This is a genomic window from Bradyrhizobium sp. T-1 (assembly GCF_053592855.1).
Window position 1 is genome coordinate 3,286,843 of the sequence record NZ_CM132115.1, and the last position, 17,426, is coordinate 3,304,268.

Below are 17,426 nucleotides of genomic sequence, written 5' to 3' on the forward strand. Positions count from 1 at the left end.
GCCATTTGCGTGAGGAAGCACCATGCAGCGCCGCTATGTCACCGTCGATGTGTTCACCGACCGCGCCTTCGGCGGCAACCAGCTCGCCGTGGTGCTCGACGCCGCCGGGCTGTCCACGCAGCAGATGCAGGCGATCGCGACCGAGTTCAACTATTCCGAGACGACCTTCGTGCTGCCGCCGCGCGACAAGGCCAACGATGCCGAGGTGCGCATCTTCACGCCGGTCAGGGAGATGCCGTTTGCGGGGCATCCCAATGTCGGTACCTCCTTCGTGCTGGCGAACCTCGCCAAGGAGCCGAAGCCGCGGTTGCTGTTCGAAGAGAAGGCGGGCCTCGTGCCAGTCGACATTTTCCGGGAACAGGGGAGGGTCATCGGCACCGAACTCACTGCACCGCAGCCGCTGTCCCGATTGGCAGAAGTTTCCGCCGCTGACGTTGCGGCCTGCATCTCGTTGACGGCCGATGACATCAGGACCGATCATCATGCGCCGCAGGTCGTCGGCGTCGGAACGCCGTTCCTAGTGGCGGAGGTGCTTTCGCGCGATGCGCTCAAGCGAGCAAGGCCCGATGCGGCCGCGTTCGGCAGAGTTTTGCCGCGCGACGACGCACGCTCGGTGTGGTTCTATACCCGCGATGTGCTCGCGTCGGAGGTGCCTAGCGAGCGACAAGCGCGCATGTTCATGCGCGGCGCAGGCGGTCTCGCCGAGGACCCCGCAACCGGTAGCGCCACCGTCGCCGCAGCCGCGCTGTTCGCTGACCTCGATCCTATCCGGGATGGCGAGTTGAAGCTCACGGTCGGCCAGGGCTTTGACATGGGCAGGCCGAGCCTGCTGTTGACACGCGTGCGTAAGCAAGGCGGCAAGATCGTCTCCGCTCATGTCGGCGGCAGCTGCGTGCAGATGATGGAGGGGACGTTTAGGCTCGCGGGCGAGGGGTAGACGGATCTCTCCGGCCATGACGGAGAACGTCGTTTAGACCTGCCGTCCCGCCAAATTCTTCACCGCCACGCCATCGCGCTCCTCGATGATCTCCGCGATCATCTGGCGGTGGCAGTGGGTGTGGTCGCGCTCGTAGCAAAGCAGGCAGACGGGGCCGGCCTTCTTCACCTGCGCCGAGAGCTCGTCCATCTGTTCTCGGGCTTCCGGCGTCTTCAGGTGCTTTGAGAAGATCTTCTCCAACACGTCGTATTGTCCGCTGCGGGCCGCAAGCCGTCCCTCTTTGGGTGTGCCGAGGCTAGCGAGATGAACATAGGCGATGCCACGCTCATCGAGGCCCGCGGCAAGCTGCTTCTTGGAAAAGCCCGGCCGTCGCGACGACGTCACCGCGCGCACGTCGACCACGAGCTTGACGCCGGCCTGCTCCAGCTCGTCCAGCACGGCCTTGGGCGGCGTCTGCTCATAGCCGATGGTGAAGAGTTTCTTCGCCCTGGCCATCAATGATCCTCAGCTTATCCGCGCGATCAGTTCCATGGCGCCGTGCGGTGCGCGCACCTTGCCCTCGTGAATGACATAGGCGAACACGTCGCGCGGTTCCTTCTTCGGCTTCGCCTTGTCGACTTTCGGGAGGTCGTCGGGTTCACCGCCGTCGGCCCAGGCCTGAAAGCGCTCGGCCCAGGCATCTAACTGCTTTGGGGGATAGCAGGTCTTGATCTCGTCATTGCCTTTCTGCAGCCGGGCATAGACGAAATCGCCGGCGACGTCGGCGATCGCCGGATATTTGCCGTGCTCGGCGAACACGACCGGCGTCTCGAATTCGCGGATCAGCGCGATGAAGTCCGGCGTGCAGAAGCTGTCATGGCGCACCTCCACGACATGGCGTAGCGTACGTCCCTCGAGCTTGCGCGGCAACAGTTCCAGAAACTTGCCGAAGTCGGCGCCGTCGAACTTCTTGGTCGGCGCGAACTGCCACAGCACCGGCCCGAGATGATCGCCAAGTTCCAGTACGCCGGAATCATAGAACCGCTTGATGGAATCGCCGGCCTCGGCCAGCACGCGACGATTGGTGGCAAAGCGCGGCCCCTTCACCGAGAACACAAAGCCCTCAGGCACCTCGCTCGCCCATTTGCGAAAGCTCTCCGGCTTCTGCGAGCCGTAATAGGTGCCGTTGATCTCGATCGAGGTCAGCTTCGAGGCGGCATAGGATAATTCCTTCGCTTGAGTCAGCTTCTCCGGATAGAACACGCCGCGCCACGGCTCGAAGGTCCAGCCGCCGATACCGATGAAGATGTTGCCGGATTTTTTGGACGCGGTTTTTGCTTTGGCCACGGGAGGATCTCGTATCGACGGGAAGGGGAAGACTGCATTCTATTCAAACCAGAAGTGATTGGCCAGTTGTCGCTTCCTGTCTAAGCTTCCGCCCGCGATCTGCGGAAAAAGGAGAACAAGATGCGGATGCTGATGCTGGGAGCCACGCTCGTCATGATGACATCTGCTGCCACGACATATTCTGCGATCGCGGATGACGATAACACCAAGGGCGCCCAGAAGCTCGCCATGCAGGGCCGCGACGATTACTGGCATTGCCTGGCGCGGGAATATTCGCGCGACAGCAATCAGGGTCTGTCGGAGCAGGAGTTCGGCCGCTCGGTCGCCGGCGCCTGCCCGTCGGAGCGGCAATATTACCGGGTCGCGCTGCTCGACTATCTCACCACGCAATATCCGAACATCGATTCCGGCGCCCATCTCGCGACCGCGAACCGGGCGGTGGAGTCGGCGCAGAAGGACATCGTGACCGCCTACGTCAAGCACAGGCCGCCGTCAAAATAGGGAGTGGCGAATGGCCAATAGCGAATAGGGAAGGAGGGGCAGCTTTGTTCGCTACTCGCCATTCGGTATTCGCCCGTTTTGGAGCCCTTCCGGCCGCGCGTTCATCCGTGGTATGATTGGCCGCTCTTGGAACAGGGACGGGTCGGCATGGCGTCTGAGTCGGTAGGTGGCATTTGTGGCGCGATCGTCGCAGCGATCGCACTGGCGGTTGCCGTCGTCTTCGGACCGATCGGGCAGTACGGGAAGCCCCCCAAGCCGGCCAAGGTCGAGCCGGCTCCGGCCGCCATGGCACCCGCAGCCCCGGTGGCGCCGGCGCCTCGGGGCCCGGTGATCCGGGAAGTCCCAAACCAGTAACGGGTTTGAAAAAGGGCGCTTTCGCCCCCTTGCGAAGCCGATCTCGCATTCCTATCTAGCTTCTAACGGCGACGTTGAGGGTCACCTCCGGCGCTGGGACGACCTTGGAATAGCTTGGGCTTGCGCCGGATGTACGCGCGGTCCGCCGTTCCGGGGTCGTTGGCATTTTGGGGCCCTTTTGGCCCGTTCCCCAGGGATCCCCGGCTTATTGGTTCAAGAACTTGGCATCGCTGGACGCGGCGGATATACGCTGCCGTTATGAATGAAGCGATCAGACCGGGCATCGACAATCAGGCTCAAGAGGGGCCGGAACTGTCGGTCATCGTCCCGACCTTCAACGAGCGTGACAACGTCACGGTGTTGTACCGGCGGCTGGAGGCGACGCTCGTCAACGTCGCCTGGGAGGTCGTGTTCGTCGACGACAATTCGCCGGACGGCACCTGGGACGTCGTGCGCGCGCTGGCTCTGAAGGACAGCCGCGTGCGCTGCATCCGCCGCATCGGGCGCCGTGGCCTGTCAGGGGCCTGCATCGAGGGCATCCTGGCATCGAGCGCGCCTTACGCCGCCGTCATCGACGCCGACCTCCAGCATGACGAGACGCAGCTGCCGAAGATGCTGCTGCTGCTCGCAAGCGATCAGGCCGACCTCGTCGTCGGCAGCCGCTACATCGAGGGCTACAAGAGCGAAGGCTTCAACAAGCAGCGCGCCGGCGCCAGCGCGCTGGCGACCGAGGTTGCCAAGAAAATGCTCCGGGTCGAGATCGCCGACCCCATGAGCGGCTTCTTCATGGTCCGCCGCGACCGTTTCGAGCAATTGGCGCCGAAGCTCTCGGTGCACGGTTTCAAGATCCTGCTCGATCTCGTCGCGACCGCGCAGGGCAATTTGCGCGCCGTCGAAATTCCCTACACATTCGGCGCCCGTCAGCACGGTGAGAGCAAGCTCGATTCCATGGTCGCGCTGGACTTCCTCGGCCTCGTGCTCGCGAAGCTGACCAACGACATCGTCTCGCTCCGCTTCATCCTGTTTGCGATGGTCGGCGGCATCGGCCTCGTGGTGCATCTCACCACGCTGTTCATCGCGCTTCAGCTGATCAAGGTGCCGTTCGCGGAGGCGCAGGCCGCGGGCGCGATCGTCGCCATGACGACCAACTTCATCATGAACAACTTCCTCACCTATCGCGATCAGCGACTGAAGGGGTTCGGGATCCTGCGCGGCCTGATCATGTTCTACATCGTGTGCAGCGTCGGCCTGCTCGCCAATGTCGGCGTCGCCTTCTCGGTCTACGACCAGGAGCCGATCTGGTGGCTGGCTGGCCTCGCCGGGGCGCTGATGGGCGTGGTGTGGAATTACGCGATGTCCGGACTGTTCGTCTGGCGCAAGAAATAGCGCGCCAGGGATACAGCCAAGGAAACCGGTATGGGCGGGGCTGACGCGCGGATCGTCCGCAATACGGCGCTGGTGATCCTCGCGCTGGTCGCATTGCGGCTGGTCGCGGCCGCCTTCACGCCGATCACCTTCGACGAAGCCTATTACTGGATGTGGTCGAAGAACCTCGCGGGCGGTTACTACGACCACCCGCCGATGGTCGCCTACGTCATCCGCGCCGGCACCATGATCGCCGGCGATACCGAGCTTGGCGTCCGCCTGGTCTCGATCCTGCTCGCGCTGCCGATGAGTTACGCGATCTATCGCACGGCGGCGATCCTGTTCGGCGGCGCCCGCGTGGCGGCGACCAGCGCCATCCTGCTCAACGTGACGATGATGGCCTCCGTCGGCACGCTGATCGTGACGCCGGATGCGCCGCTGCTGGTTGCCTCCAGCTTCGTGCTGTTCTTCCTCGCCAAGGTGCTGGAGACCGGCCGCGGCGTCTGGTGGCTCGCGGTCGGCGCGGCGGTCGGCGCCGCGCTGCTGTCGAAATATACCGCAATGTTCTTTGGCGCCGCGATCCTGATCTGGCTCGCTTTCGTGCCGAAGCTGCGGCGCTGGTTCCTTTCACCCTGGCCCTATCTCGGCGGCCTCGTGGCGCTGGCGCTGTTCTCGCCGGTGATCCTCTGGAATGCGGATCATCACTGGGTCTCGTTCGTCAAGCAGCTCGGCCGCGCCAGGATCGAGGACTTTCGTCCGGTCTTCATTGCCGAGCTGATCCCGACGCAGTTTGCCTTCGCAACCCCGCTGGTCTTCATCCTCGGCGCGATGGGGCTGCATGCGCTGACCTGGCGCCGCGCCGGTGCGCTGGCCTCGCGCTTGCTGATCGAGACGATGTTCTGGACCATCGTTGCCTATTTCGTCTGGCATTCGCTGCATGCCCGTGTCGAGGCCAATTGGTTCGCGCCGGTCTATCCGCCCTTCGTCATCGCGGCGGCAGCCGCAGCCAACCTCGCGCAGTGGAAACCGCCTGCACGACGGCTGGTCGATTTTTGCCTGCGCTGGGCGGCGCCCACCGGCATCGTGATGTTTGCCGCGCTGATCCTGCAGGCCAACACGGGCTGGCTGTCCGGCTATCGCCGCGACGCCACCGTGCGCAGCGTCGGGATAGGCTGGCGCGAGCTTGCCGCCGGGATCGAGGCGGAACGCGTCCGCAATGGCGCGCGCTGCGTGCTCACGCCGGATTACGGCACCACGGGCTGGCTTGCCTTCTATCTGCCCCCCGGCACCTGCGTGGTGCAGCAGAACCAGCGCATCCGCTGGGTCAACATGCCCGAGCCCGATCCGAAGCTGCTCGCGGGCAAGCTGCTCTATGTCGACGAGCTGCGTCCCGACGGTCATCCGTTCCTGAACGACCTCTTCGCGAAGGTGACACGGGTCGGCGAGTTGCAGCGCAAGCGCGGGCCGCTCGTGGTCGAGACCTACGGCATCGATCTGCTCGAGGACGCCAAGGGCGACGTGCTGGACCGCTCGCCGCCGCCCGAACTCCAGCCCTGAACCGGGCCGCTGCCTACCAGCGGGGGATTTCGCCGGTCGGAACGGTCGTCGAGACCGCGTTGTTGTTTCCGGGAATGACAAGCGGACTGAGGCAGGCATAGGCCTCGATCGAGGCGTAGATGAAGTTCATCATGCCATCGATCCCCAGGACCGGGACCATGCGGTTGAACATCGGAATTTTCAGAAAGCGGTTCTCCATCGGCAAGCACAGCTCCAGGAGTTTCTTCGCGCCGCGAGGCGAAACCACGTAACCTGCCGTGCCGAAGCAGGTGGTGAGCCGCAAGGCGGCGACGCCTGATGTCGATCTTTGAAACGCCGCCGCACTTTCGTCGGTTGGCCGTTTTGGCATGAACATCATGGTGGTCTTGAAGCCGGGCGCCAGTTCGACTTCGAGGGTGGTGTCGGTGTTGTAGCCGAGTGCGACGTAGTCCCAGTCCTTGAGGCCGCGAAGAACGTCCAGGCGCTCGGTGATGTCATGGCGGATGATCGCGTCGTCTTCGAACACGAGCGCCGGGATTCCGGATTGAAGTGTCTGTTGCCAGATCCGGACATGGGAGGCCGCACACCCGACGGCACCCGCAGTGAATTGTGCTCCCGGCACAACCAGGTTCATGCCAAGCGCGTCCTCCGGCGAAAGCGATGCGCCATCGGATGCCTGAAATCGTTCGAAGGTGATCTTGGTCCCGGCGTTGAGCCTCAGGAAGCTTTCGTACTTTTCCGGCTGGCGGTTGAGGTTGACCACAATGTTCTTCATGCAACGACCGGTTTCAAAAATCGGATCAAGCGCGCTGAGTGCCGATCGCTGCCATAGCAACGGCTCCCTTGATTCGCCACGCGCCGGCGGACCCAGGCGAAAGCGCTGTCCAGCTTCAAGCAAGCTCCAAGGAATAATTGTGCGGTGGCAACCTTCCTGCGGCCCCAGGAATCGGATTGCGCCCCGCTTTCTCAAGATCCGGATGGTATCTGATGAATTATCACGACGGCACTCTCGCAAGAGCAAACGAGACTTCGACAGAGCCGTCTTCGCTGACGCGGGATGAATATTATCAGATCTGCCTTCGACATCTGAAAACGGGCGAGCTTGAGCTGGCCGAAGCCCGTTGCCGGGAAGGGCTGGCAGCAGACGCAAGCCATGCAGGCCTCCTTCATCTGATGGCCGGTGTGTCGCTGCTCAACGGGGATTACGATGCCGCCATCAACTGGGCCGGCCGTGCTCTCACGAACGAGATGAAGGCGACTTATCTCGCAACGTTCGGGACGGCGCTGCTCGGCAAGGGACTCCAGGAGCAGGCGTTCGAAGCGTTTCAGCGGGCGATCGCGCTCGATCCCGTCGATCCCTCGATCTGGGAGAACTTTGGCAACGCCTTGAACAGGGCAGGGCATGGCAACCAGGCGAGCCTCTGCTTTTTGATCGCTCGCGCGTATCAGAAACTGCCGTTTCTCGGCGCGTGCCGTTCTGTCCCTCGCAACGGCTGGAATGCGCTGACGAGAGAATTCAATCCGCATCTTCGGAGCCGCGCAAGGTCGGCAGAAGCCCGCGATCCCATCCATTGCTTCTGGTCGAACGCTCCGCTGAGCGAGATGTCGCGTCTCTCGCTGCAGTCGATGGTCCGTCAGGGTCATCCGGTCAAGCTGTACACCTACGACAACGTCGCCGCCATGCAGGCGCGTGTGCCGCCCGGGGTGATGGTCGCCGATGCCGCAAACCTCGTGCCGGGAGCGATCTACCAGCATGCCGTTCTGAACAGCGAGATCCGCTATTTCAGCGACATCTTCCGCTATGCCGTTCTCCATGAATTCGGCGGATGGTGGCTCGATACGGACATCGTGCTCGTGAAACCCCTGGATTTTCGACGGGAGCACGTGTTTTCCGCGCAATGGTCGGGTGTCGAGAACGGGCATGTCTGCGTCGGTGACGTGATGCGCGCGCCCAAGGGCTCGATTCACATGGCCAATCTCTATGCCCTGTCGCTTCAGCGGCTCTTCAGCGAGAAGCGTGTCGAATACGGCGCGGTGGGGCCTTTGCTGCTCAGCGAATATCTGCTCGTGGCAGGCGACGAGGAGCTCCAATCCTCGATCCTGCCGCCGACGACCTTCAATGCGATCGACTGGCGTGAGGTGGACCTGTTCGCCGCCGAAGGCCGGGCCGGCTTCGATCTCTTGAGCGATCCCCGCGTGACGGGTGTCCATCTCTGGGGAAAGATGTGGGCCGAGCGGGGGCTGCGCTTCGATGCCGTGCCCGACCAAAGCGTGGCGGGTTATCTCAAGAAGCTGGTGCTCGATCCGAATTGGCTAACGCAGCTTGCGGCGAAATACGATTCGGATAAGGGCGCGGTCTACAAGGGGCATCTCGCTCATCACTATACGCGCGTCTATCACGAGCTGTTCCGATCGAAGGCGCTCGAGCCCATTCGTATCCTGGAAATCGGTCTGTGCCGGGGGCGGGTCGAAGGCTGGGCTCAGGATCAAGTGCCCTCGCTGCAAATGTGGCTGGATTACTTCCCGAATGCCGAGGTCATCGGCGTCGACATCGAGGATTTCAGCTGGTTCTCCCACCCGCGCGTCAGGATCCATCGCGTCGACCAAGGCGACCGCAGCATGCTGGAGCAGCTTGCAGCCAGGGAAAAGCCGCTGGACATCATCATCGACGACGGCTCTCACGCCTCGGTGCACCAGCACCTGACGCTCGGCGTGCTGTTTCCCTCACTGAAACCGGGCGGCTTGTTCGTGATCGAGGATCTGGACTGGCAGCCGCCGGAGATTCCGTCGGGCGGTGCGCCGCTGGTCAAGGATGCGCTCAACGCCATGAAGCAGAGCGGGGTGTTCACGTCCAATGTCATGACCGAGGCGGAAGCGAAATTGATCTCCGACGACGTCGACGAGATCCTGATCAACGACAGCTTCCGCGAACTGATGTCGCGCGGCCTGCTCGGCGGCCTGGGCGTGCTGAGGCGCAAAGTTTAGCGGGCTGCCGCTCTGAGCTGTCGTCCCGGCTAAGGCCGGGCCTCCACCGGGACGACAGCGGAGCTAGTCGATCATCTCGACCTTGGCCGCCGCCTGGCTCGGCTTGTCCTGATCGCTCCAGAACCAGACGGTGACGACGCCGGAGCGGCCGCGGATCTGCGTGAGCAGGGGGCCTGACAGGACACCGTCGGGAGCTCCGTGGAAGTCGGCCGCATCCAGCAATGCCTCGCTCAGTGCGAGCCGCGCGTGGTTTTGCGCGGCGACCTCCATCAGCCGGCTTGCGAGATTGACGGTATCGCCGTTGGCCGTGATGTGCTGGTGACTCTCACCGAGACGCGACGCGATGATCGGGCCGAAATGCGCGCCGATCTTGAATCCGAGCCGGCCGCCGATCGCCGATGGCAGCGACGCGATCCAGCGTTCGACGCCGCGATGCAGGTCGATCGCACATTTCAGAGCACGCGCCGCGTCGTCCGGCATCGCACCGGGCAGGCCGAACAGGATCATGGCGCCGTCGCCGAGAAAGCTCGTGATCATGCCGCCACAATCAACCGCTGCCTTGTCGATCAGCGCATGGAACGCCTTCAGCATGTCCTGGAGTTGGTCGGGTTCGATCCGTTGGCTCAGTGCAGTGAAATCAGACAGATCGATGAAGACGACGGCCGCATCCTGCCGGACCGGCTTGGCCAGGAAGTCGGGATCGCGGGCCAGCCATTCCTGCACGGCGGGCGCCTGAAGCTTCGCGAGCGACCGGCTCTTGGCGGCGAGATATTGGGTGCGGCGGCCTCCCGCCCACAATTGTACGCCGATGAACACGGCGACCGGCGGCACCACGGCCGCGAGCGTGGTCGCGGCATCGAGCCAGACGCCGTGTGTGAACGCGAACAGGTTGAGCCCCGCCCAGGCGGCCATCACTGCGGCTGCCGCGACGAAGCCGAGCGCGCTGCGCCGCCAGGCGAGCAGGCCCACCAGCAGCATCGGCAGCAGGATCGCGACCAGCGCATCAGCCATGTGAACCTTGCGGTCGCGCACGATGCTGTCGCCGGCGACGAGATGCGTGATCGCGGTCGAGATGACCTCGACGCCCGGCATCAGGGAATCGAACGGCGTTGGAAAGAAGTCGCTGCCGCCGGCCACGGAGGCGCCGATCACCACGATCCGGTTCTCGATCGCCTTGCGGTCGAGCGTGCCGTCGAAAATGCTCTGCGCGGTCACGGTGCGGATGGTGCGGCGCGGGCCATAATAGGTGATCGGCAGTGCAAAATCGGTGTCGGTCGGCACCGCGCGATCGCCGAGCATGAGATGGTCGGGCGCGATCGTCAGCGGCCTGTCGAGGGCGTGGCTTGCGACCCGCAGCGGAAACGACAGTTCGACCTTGTCGCCGGTCCGGAACAGCATGGGGACCGAGAGTGGAGAGCCCGATTGTCCGGTCGCGACGTTGACGATCCCGACATCGGCGTGATCGGCGAACGCCGGCAATGGCAGCAGGAAGCGCTCGGCCTCGGGCAGGGCGGCGAGCGGCCCGGCGCTGCCGGACGCCACGGTCTCGCTCGCGTTCGGGAAAATCGCCGCCCCGGCGAGCACCATGGGCCCGGTGGCAAGCGTGTTGGCCAGCGTGGCGTCGCCGATCGCGGCACCGCGGTCGACCAGCAGCAGATCGATCGCGACCACCTTCGGCTTGAACTGCACGATCGTGTCGACGACGCGGGCGAGATCGGCGCGCGGCAACGGATAGGTGCCGCCGCGTTTTACCACGGTGTCGTCGATGGCGACGATGGTGACGAGATCGGGTGGCGGCACCACGCCGCGCGCAAGCGTGCGCAGGTCGGCCAGCGTCGCCTCGAGCCGATCGAGAAAGCGCAGATGGCCGCCGGCGTGGGCGGCGAAAACGCCGGCGCCCCACAGGGCCGCGAGGACGAGGGCCATCACGATCTGAACGCGTCTATTCATTACGTCGTACTGCTGTCTGTTCTTTCCGCGTCTTGGCGCGCGGGCCTTGTCGAATTGTGCGGGCCTTCTTGATCCAGACCTGTTGGCTGGACCTATTGACCCAGTCTTGCCATCAGGGCGTCGACGCGCGGCTGGCCCCATGTCTTGATGGCCAGCGGACCAGCCGCTTCCACATCGACGCCCTCGCCGGGTCCGAGCACGACGCCGCGCTCGCGCGCCGACCTGCGAGTTACGCCGACGCGGCCGTTGGCGACGAACACGGACGTCTTCGCCTCGCCGACATCGACGGCCCATTTGGTGCCGCGCACAGCGGCAATCGCCTGCGGCGTCAGCACCTTGAAGGGATTGCCGCCGGGCTTCTTGGGAACCTCGATCAGCAGCGCTTTGCTGCTCAACTCCACGGAGTCAATATGTCCGTCGCGGTTGGTGTCCTTGAGTTCAAATCGCGCGCCGTTTTCTGCGACGATCGTGATGCCGTTGTCGCAGCGCCAGACCTGCGTGCCGGCGGCGGACGGCGATACCGTGCAGCCCGCATCCGTGGCGGGCTGTGCAGTCGCAGACCCGATCAACAAGAATGACCACGCCAGGGCGCAAAACCCTGCGCGCGAAAACCTTCTCATGCCAGCCTCCGTTTTTGCGTGCTCGGCACAGTTCAAGGCGATTGTTGATACGGTACCGTATCACGCGCAGAGGCTGCTGAAAAGTGCCGAGGTCGTAGCTATTTTCCCGCCGCGGCCATTTCCAGATCGGCGCGATCAACTTTCGGTCAGGGTGCAGTCCACTCCTCTCGCCGTCCTTACGGACCGCGGTGAGCTTTGGCCGCGCTGAGAGGGGTGAGGTGAGGGGCAATTTCCGCGAATTCGGTCAGAGACGTATTCGTGGAGCCCGGAGGCACCAGCCTCGCGCAACGTTTCACCGTTATCGTCCGGGTATTGATGACCACGAAAAGGACTTGGTTGGTGCGTTTAGAGAGGCGGCCGGAGACGTCCGCTGAGCGTGCTGAACCGGCGGAGAATTATGGTTAACAGTCTTGCCTAAGTCCGTAGTTCTGCGGGCCTTTTTCTCGAAATGGCACAGCGTTAACGAGTTGCCCTACAACCGCCCGAACTTAATCTGCATTTAACTAAAAGTCGCCTTAATGACGCTCCGACCCTCTGCGAGATGCTGGTTCCGGAACGTGGCCAGCGGCACTTCGAAGGGGGACTGAGTGACACCGTCCTGGACGCAAGGCGAATGAGTACGAGTATCGCTGCGCAGAGCTACGCGGCACGGAAGCCCAAGAATCCTTCGAAGCATTCCTATCGGAAGTCTTCCCGGAAAATGACCACCCAAAACGTGCTTGGCGCCGCGGTGATCGGCTGCGTCGTGCTTGCCGGCTGGACCGTCTACAACAACATCTTCGCCGCCAGCGTCTATCCGACCGTCGGCAGCTCCGGCTATGACGAGCCCGTGGTCAAGCGCGCGCCCAAGGTCGCGCTGCGCGAGGCGGGCGAGGCCATCCGGGAAACGTTCGCCCTGCTGCCCGACCGGCTGCAGGTGGCGGCACCGATCTCGCGCGAGATGTTCAACGAGCGCTTTGCCGCAGCAGCGACGCAGGGTGTGGACTCCAACGCGGCGAGCGCTGCGCCTGCGACGAAGGTCGCTGAGGCCACTCCGAAGCCGACGGTCATGGCCAAGGTCGCGGAAGTGCTGAAGAGTCCGGCCAAGGTCTCTGAAAGAATCGCCGACAAGGTCGCGGACGTGGCGAAGTCCAAGCGCGGCACGGACGCGCCGGTGCAGCTCGCGTCGGCCGATCCGGCCCAGATTGTACCGGCGCCCGAGGCGAAGCCCAAAACCTTTGCCGATCGCGCCAAGGCCGCGGTGATGTCGATCACCGGTCCGCGCCAGTCGATGGTGGAGAAGCTCTGGGGCAAGCGTGAGCCGTCCGGCGGCTTGCTCGCCTATGCTTCCGCCGATGCCAGCGTGACCTCGGCGATCGCTCCGAAGGAGCAGAACCCGATGTTCGGCGGGTCGGCGCCCTATGAGCGCGACACCGCAGTGTATGACATCACCGCCAAGACCGTGTATCTGCCCGACGGCACCAAGCTCGAGGCGCATTCCGGCCTCGGCTCCAATCTCGACGATCCGCGCTCCTCGAAAGTCCGCATGCGCGGCGTGACGCCGCCGCACATCTACAATCTGAAGCCGCGCGAAGCGCTGTTCCACGGCGTGCCGGCGCTGCGCCTGACGCCGATCGGCGGCGAGAACGCAATTTACGGCCGCGACGGCCTGCTCGCGCACACCTTCATGCTCGGGCCGAACGGCGATTCCAACGGCTGCGTGTCGTTCAAGGACTACTACGCGTTCCTCGACGCCTATCGCAACAAGGGCATCCGCAAGCTTGCGGTGCTGGCGCGGGTCGAGTAAGGCGCGCTTCAGGCCGCCATCGCCTTGCGCAGCGCCATCTCGGTCGCGATCGCGTCCCGCACGGCGGGCCGCGCCTGCATGCGTCCGAGATAGGCCGACAATGACGGCCATTGCGCGATATCGACGCCTGCGGGACGCAGCAGCAACAGGGCCCAGGTGAGATGCGCATCCGCGACGGTGAAGCATCGACCAACGAGGAATTCTCGATCTACAAGACGCGCTGAAGGCACCGACAAGGTCTGCGCGATCCGTGCACGCGGCTTGGCGAGCGAGGCGTCGTCCTTGTACCAGAAGGTCGGAAACAGAAACGCCTTGTGGATCTCGGTCCCGATGAAGCTCAGCCATTCCTGCAGGCGGTAGCGATCAACGTCGCCCGCAGGCGGCGCAAGGCCGCTCTCGGGCTTCACATCGGCGATGTATTGCAGCACCGACGCGCTTTCCGTCAGCCGTTCGCCGTTCTCCAGCACCAGGACCGGCACTGCGCCCTTTGGCGCGATGTCGCGAAAGTCACCGTCGCCTTCCGCGAGCTTCTTGGTCCAGAGATGCACCTGATGATAGCGCGCATCCAGGCCCGCTTCCATCAGCGCCATGCGGCACGCGAGCGAGCAGGCCATCGGCGAGAAATAGAGTTGCAGCATCGCATTCCTCCGTTATTTCAGCGCATCGCCGCGCGCGATGATCGCGAAGCGGTCGGATAGCTCGGCCAGCGCAACCTCGTGGACGGTCCGGGCGTCCAGCGTGCCCCCGCGCCCGTCCGGAAGATCGCGCGTCGCGCAGGCATCTGCATCGATGGTCGTGCGAAAGCCGAGGTCGAGCGCCGCGCGCGCGGTCGAGCTGACGCACATGTGCGTCATGAAGCCGGCCAGCACGATGTTCTTGCGGTCGGTCGCGTGAAGACCCGCCTTGAGATCGGTACCGGCAAACGAATTGGGCAGCTCCTTCTCGATCACCAGTTCGCCGTCGCGCGGCGTGAGTTCTGCGACGATGGCGCCGCGGTCGGCGCTACGATCGAACAGGCCGCCCGCCTTGCCGCGATGGGCGATATGGATGATCGCAGCTCCCGCTTCGCGGGCCCGCGCCAAGAGCGCAGCCGCGCGCGCGATCGCGGGCCGGGCATTGGGCAAGGCGAGGGGGCCTGCGAGATATTCGTTCTGGATGTCGATCAGCACCAGCGCGGCGTTGGAAAGACGTGGCGGGGTGAGGTCGGCGCCGGCGAGCTGCAGCAGGGTCTTTGCGGTCGTCATGGTTCAGGAATCTCCGAGGCGAGAGCTCCTGCAAACATAGCGCCGGCGCCGCCTGCCGATATGCAGGGATATTGCAGCGGGTGGCTGCGATATTGCAGGCTTGGCGCAGCCGATGTAGCCTCAATCCATGAATTGGGACGACCTCCGTATCATCGCTGCCGTCAGGGACGAGGGCACTTATGCCGGCGCCAGCGTACGCCTGCGCATCGACGAGACCACGGTCGGACGCAGGCTGTCGCGCATTGAGCGCGCGCTCGGCCTGCGCCTGTTCGAGGCCGCCGACGGCGTCCGCAAGCCGACGCGGCAATGCGAGGCGGTGCTGGCGCATGTCGAGGCGATGGCCGCCCACGCCGCCGAGATCGGCCGCGTCGGTGAGAGTTTGGCAGGTCCGGTGGGGCGCCTGCGCATCGCCTCCACCAACACGGTTGCCGAGCAGGTGCTGTCGCCGCGCGCGAGCGATTTCCTGCGCGCCAATCCCGGGCTGACGTTGCAATTCCTGACGTCGAGCGAGAATGTCAAGTTCGCGCGCTGGGAAGCTGATCTCGCCATCCGCCTGCGCAAGCCGGACAAGGGCGACTTTGCGATCTCGAAGCTCGCCGACATCAAACTTTATTATTTTGAACCGGTCGCAACCGAGAGCGAGCCGGTGCTGTGCGCTTATCCGGATGAACTCGGGACCATTCCCGAGATGCAGTTCCTGCGCACCCGGAAAGTCCGGGCGCGCTGCGTCACCGACAATGTCCGTGTCATTCGCAATCTGATCTGCGCGCATCAGAGCGCCGGCGTGTTGCCGGAGTATAGTTGCGCGGACCTGCTCGGCGATCGCCGCCTGCGCGCCACGCTGCTGCCGAAGCGGCGCGACGTCTGGCTGCTCGTGCAAAATCATCTCAAGCGCGACGCCGCAGCGCGCGTGACGATCGACTGGGTGAGGGCGTGTTTCCAGGACATGTCGCGAGAGTGAGGAGATGTCTGGATGTGCTCAGCGCGTCACAGCGCAAGGCGCGTGATGAAATTCTTTCGCTTGCCCCCTTGCAACCCGAACGTGCTTCGTCTATTAGCGCGCTCCTTCGCTAGGCCATGTGTCCGGGCTCTCTGAGATCCCGGCTGGCGCGGGCCGGTTTCCGGTTTCGTGTTCCGCCGAATGAAGGCAAAAGCAGGATGTAGCTCATGGAGAGCGTCGGGCTGAAACCCGAAGGCATCGGTTCGATTCCGGTCTCTTGTCCCACAAAGGATAGCTCAGTTGGGGTAGAGCAGGTGACGTTAAAATCATCGGGTCGCGGGTTCGAATCCCGCTCCAAGCGCTCCGTTTCAGCCTGAAAAGCTGATACCTCTGACGAGGACCGGACGCGCGCTTCAGTCGCAGTCCGGCCGTTTTGCCGCAAGGCTTTCCGTCCGAACCTAGACACTGTGAGACCGGCTTTGCGCCGCGGGTAGATACCGCTTGCGTCGATGCCGGGTGGCTCCGCATGAACGCTCGACACGCGTCGAGCGATCGCGCGCGTGCGCCCGTCATCGCGCAAGCTCAAACCCCGGTCCGCCGATTTCCCGGGAAGCGTCGTCCGCGTCCTCACGTCCTTTGCAATTTGAAAACCTGCTGCATGGCCTACGGGCCGGCGGCAAACGAAGGAGGCGTGTCGTGACGACCCAGAAGACTTGGCATTTGCTGACCACCGCCATCACCGTGAAGGACGGTGAGCGCGCGCTACTCACGCGGAACGGCCAGCTCGAGCGTGTGCTCGCGCCCGGTCGGCATCGGCTGTTCGACCTGCGCAACGAGCTGACGGCCACTGTGTACAACGTCGTGGGTACCGAATTCCCCACGGATCGCTACGCGGTGCTCAAGGCCGCGCGGCCGGATCTTGCCGCCGAGCTGTTCGAGGCGGTCGAGACCGGGGCGGACGAGATTGCGATCGTCAGCCTCGACGGCCGGCCCGTGCATTTGATGACGCCTTGGCAGGTGCGTGTCTACTGGAAGGTCGCAACCCGCATCGATGTCGAGCGCATCGATGTGTCGCACGATCCCCGTGTCGACGCGCGGCACTTGACCATGATCGAGCGCAACCGCTCGACCGTGACGTCGGAGACCGTGGTCGAGAACCACGAGGCGGGCCTGCTCTATGTCGAGGGCCGGCTCGTGGAGCGGCTCGCGCCCGGCCGGCACGCCTTCTGGACCGTCGGCCGCAAGATCGAGGTGAAGCGCCTCGACCTGCGGCCCCAGGCGGTCGAGATCACCGCGCAGGAGATGCTGACCAAGGATCGCATCGCGCTGCGGGTGACGCTGACGGCGTTCCGCCGGATCGTCGATCCCGAGCGCACGGTTGCGACCGTGCCCGACGTGGATGCGTGGCTGTACCGCCTGGTGCAGTTCGCGATCCGCGAGGCGGTCGCGGGCCGGACGCTGGACGAGGTGCTGTCTGCGAAGGCGGCGCTGGATGCGGAGCTGCGCGACTATGTGCGTGCACGCGTCGCGGAGTCCGGTGTCGAGGTGACCGAGCTCGGCGTCAAGGACGTGATCCTGCCCGGCGAGATCCGGGAGCTGGTGAACAAGGTGGTGGAGGCGGAGCGGGTCGCCAAGGCGAACCTGATCCGCCGGCAGGAGGAGACGGCGGCGACGCGGTCGCTCCTGAACACCGCCCGCCTGATGGAGGAGAACCCCCTGCTGCTTCGGCTCAAGGAGCTGGAGTCGCTGGAGCGGCTGGTCGAGAAGGTCGGCCGCATCGACCTCCATGCCACGAGCGGTGAGGGCCTCGATGCCCTCCTGACCCGGCTCGTGCGCCTCAAGGCGCCCGAGAGCGCGTAAACAGAAGGGCCGCCCACGGGCG

The 17,426-nt window shown here is 64.3% G+C and carries 16 protein-coding genes and 1 tRNA gene; 10 read left to right on the forward strand and 7 right to left on the reverse strand.

Translation table 11 applies throughout. The features are described 5' to 3' along the window. Nucleotides 1-22: 22 nt before the first annotated feature. The gene (locus ACWAT4_RS15670) at nt 23-937 is read left to right on the forward strand and encodes a PhzF family phenazine biosynthesis protein (protein ID WP_212425234.1); all 915 of its coding nucleotides are present in this window, start codon (nt 23-25) and stop codon (nt 935-937) included. 33 nt (nt 938-970) lie between these two features. On the opposite strand, the gene ACWAT4_RS15675 is transcribed toward ACWAT4_RS15670, so the two are convergent. Further along, nucleotides 971-1,432 (reverse strand): DUF488 domain-containing protein, encoded by a 462-nt coding sequence (locus tag ACWAT4_RS15675; protein ID WP_449730871.1) that lies wholly within the window; start codon nt 1,430-1,432, stop codon nt 971-973. A gap of 9 nt (nt 1,433-1,441) precedes the next feature. Further along, a complete protein-coding gene (locus ACWAT4_RS15680) occupies nt 1,442-2,263 on the reverse strand; it encodes a DUF72 domain-containing protein (protein ID WP_449730872.1) in 822 nt (273 codons plus the stop codon). A gap of 120 nt (nt 2,264-2,383) precedes the next feature. Between ACWAT4_RS15680 and ACWAT4_RS15685 the strand changes: the two genes are divergently transcribed. From ACWAT4_RS15685 to ACWAT4_RS15700, 4 genes are all read left to right on the forward strand, one after another. Next, nucleotides 2,384-2,764, forward strand: coding sequence for a hypothetical protein (locus tag ACWAT4_RS15685; protein ID WP_212303083.1), 381 nt, complete (start codon nt 2,384-2,386; stop codon nt 2,762-2,764). A gap of 147 nt (nt 2,765-2,911) precedes the next feature. Beyond that, entirely contained in the window at nt 2,912-3,118 is a 207-nt protein-coding gene (locus tag ACWAT4_RS15690) for a hypothetical protein (protein ID WP_212303084.1), read from the forward strand. Nucleotides 3,119-3,376: 258 nt separating this feature from the next. Next, nucleotides 3,377-4,504, forward strand: a complete 1,128-nt coding sequence (locus tag ACWAT4_RS15695) for a glycosyltransferase (protein WP_212444369.1) — start codon at nt 3,377-3,379, stop codon at nt 4,502-4,504. Between the two features lie 30 nt (nt 4,505-4,534). Beyond that, nucleotides 4,535-6,040, forward strand: coding sequence for a glycosyltransferase family 39 protein (locus ACWAT4_RS15700; protein ID WP_449730873.1), 1,506 nt, complete (start codon nt 4,535-4,537; stop codon nt 6,038-6,040). A 13-nt stretch (nt 6,041-6,053) separates the two neighbouring features. Here the strand turns inward: ACWAT4_RS15700 and ACWAT4_RS15705 are convergent, their stop codons facing one another. Next, complete coding sequence (locus tag ACWAT4_RS15705) at nt 6,054-7,169, reverse strand: glycosyltransferase family 25 protein (RefSeq protein ID WP_449730874.1); 1,116 nt, start codon at nt 7,167-7,169, stop codon at nt 6,054-6,056. Between the two features lie 23 nt (nt 7,170-7,192). Between ACWAT4_RS15705 and ACWAT4_RS15710 the strand changes: the two genes are divergently transcribed. Further along, nucleotides 7,193-9,004, forward strand: coding sequence for a glycosyltransferase (locus tag ACWAT4_RS15710; protein WP_449730875.1), 1,812 nt, complete (start codon nt 7,193-7,195; stop codon nt 9,002-9,004). Nucleotides 9,005-9,067: 63 nt separating this feature from the next. On the opposite strand, the gene ACWAT4_RS15715 is transcribed toward ACWAT4_RS15710, so the two are convergent. Together ACWAT4_RS15715 and ACWAT4_RS15720 are read right to left on the reverse strand one after the other, a co-directional pair. After that, nucleotides 9,068-10,954, reverse strand: a complete 1,887-nt coding sequence (locus tag ACWAT4_RS15715; RefSeq protein ID WP_449730876.1) for a CHASE2 domain-containing protein — start codon at nt 10,952-10,954, stop codon at nt 9,068-9,070. A gap of 92 nt (nt 10,955-11,046) precedes the next feature. Further along, nucleotides 11,047-11,574 carry a FecR domain-containing protein gene (locus tag ACWAT4_RS15720; RefSeq protein WP_212425225.1) on the reverse strand — a complete coding sequence of 176 codons (528 nt, stop codon included), beginning with the start codon at nt 11,572-11,574 and terminating at the stop codon, nt 11,047-11,049. A 700-nt stretch (nt 11,575-12,274) separates the two neighbouring features. Here ACWAT4_RS15720 and ACWAT4_RS15725 point away from each other — a divergent pair. Further along, a complete protein-coding gene (locus ACWAT4_RS15725; protein ID WP_212425224.1) occupies nt 12,275-13,360 on the forward strand; it encodes a DUF2778 domain-containing protein in 1,086 nt (361 codons plus the stop codon). A gap of 8 nt (nt 13,361-13,368) precedes the next feature. Here the strand turns inward: ACWAT4_RS15725 and ACWAT4_RS15730 are convergent, their stop codons facing one another. Together ACWAT4_RS15730 and ACWAT4_RS15735 are read right to left on the reverse strand one after the other, a co-directional pair. Then, a complete protein-coding gene (locus ACWAT4_RS15730) occupies nt 13,369-13,998 on the reverse strand; it encodes a glutathione S-transferase N-terminal domain-containing protein (RefSeq protein WP_212444363.1) in 630 nt (209 codons plus the stop codon). Nucleotides 13,999-14,010: 12 nt separating this feature from the next. Then, nucleotides 14,011-14,604, reverse strand: coding sequence for a cysteine hydrolase family protein (locus tag ACWAT4_RS15735; protein WP_212444362.1), 594 nt, complete (start codon nt 14,602-14,604; stop codon nt 14,011-14,013). Nucleotides 14,605-14,731: 127 nt separating this feature from the next. Here ACWAT4_RS15735 and ACWAT4_RS15740 point away from each other — a divergent pair, with 127 nt between their 5' ends. The 3 genes from ACWAT4_RS15740 (at nt 14,732) to ACWAT4_RS15750 (ending at nt 17,404) form a co-directional block, all read left to right on the forward strand. Next, nucleotides 14,732-15,565 carry a LysR family transcriptional regulator gene (locus ACWAT4_RS15740; RefSeq protein ID WP_212303094.1) on the forward strand — a complete coding sequence of 278 codons (834 nt, stop codon included), beginning with the start codon at nt 14,732-14,734 and terminating at the stop codon, nt 15,563-15,565. 192 nt (nt 15,566-15,757) lie between these two features. Next, a tRNA-OTHER gene (locus ACWAT4_RS15745) sits at nt 15,758-15,829 on the forward strand. A 411-nt stretch (nt 15,830-16,240) separates the two neighbouring features. After that, nucleotides 16,241-17,404, forward strand: a complete 1,164-nt coding sequence (locus ACWAT4_RS15750) for a slipin family protein (RefSeq protein ID WP_212444361.1) — start codon at nt 16,241-16,243, stop codon at nt 17,402-17,404. Nucleotides 17,405-17,426 lie beyond the last annotated feature (22 nt).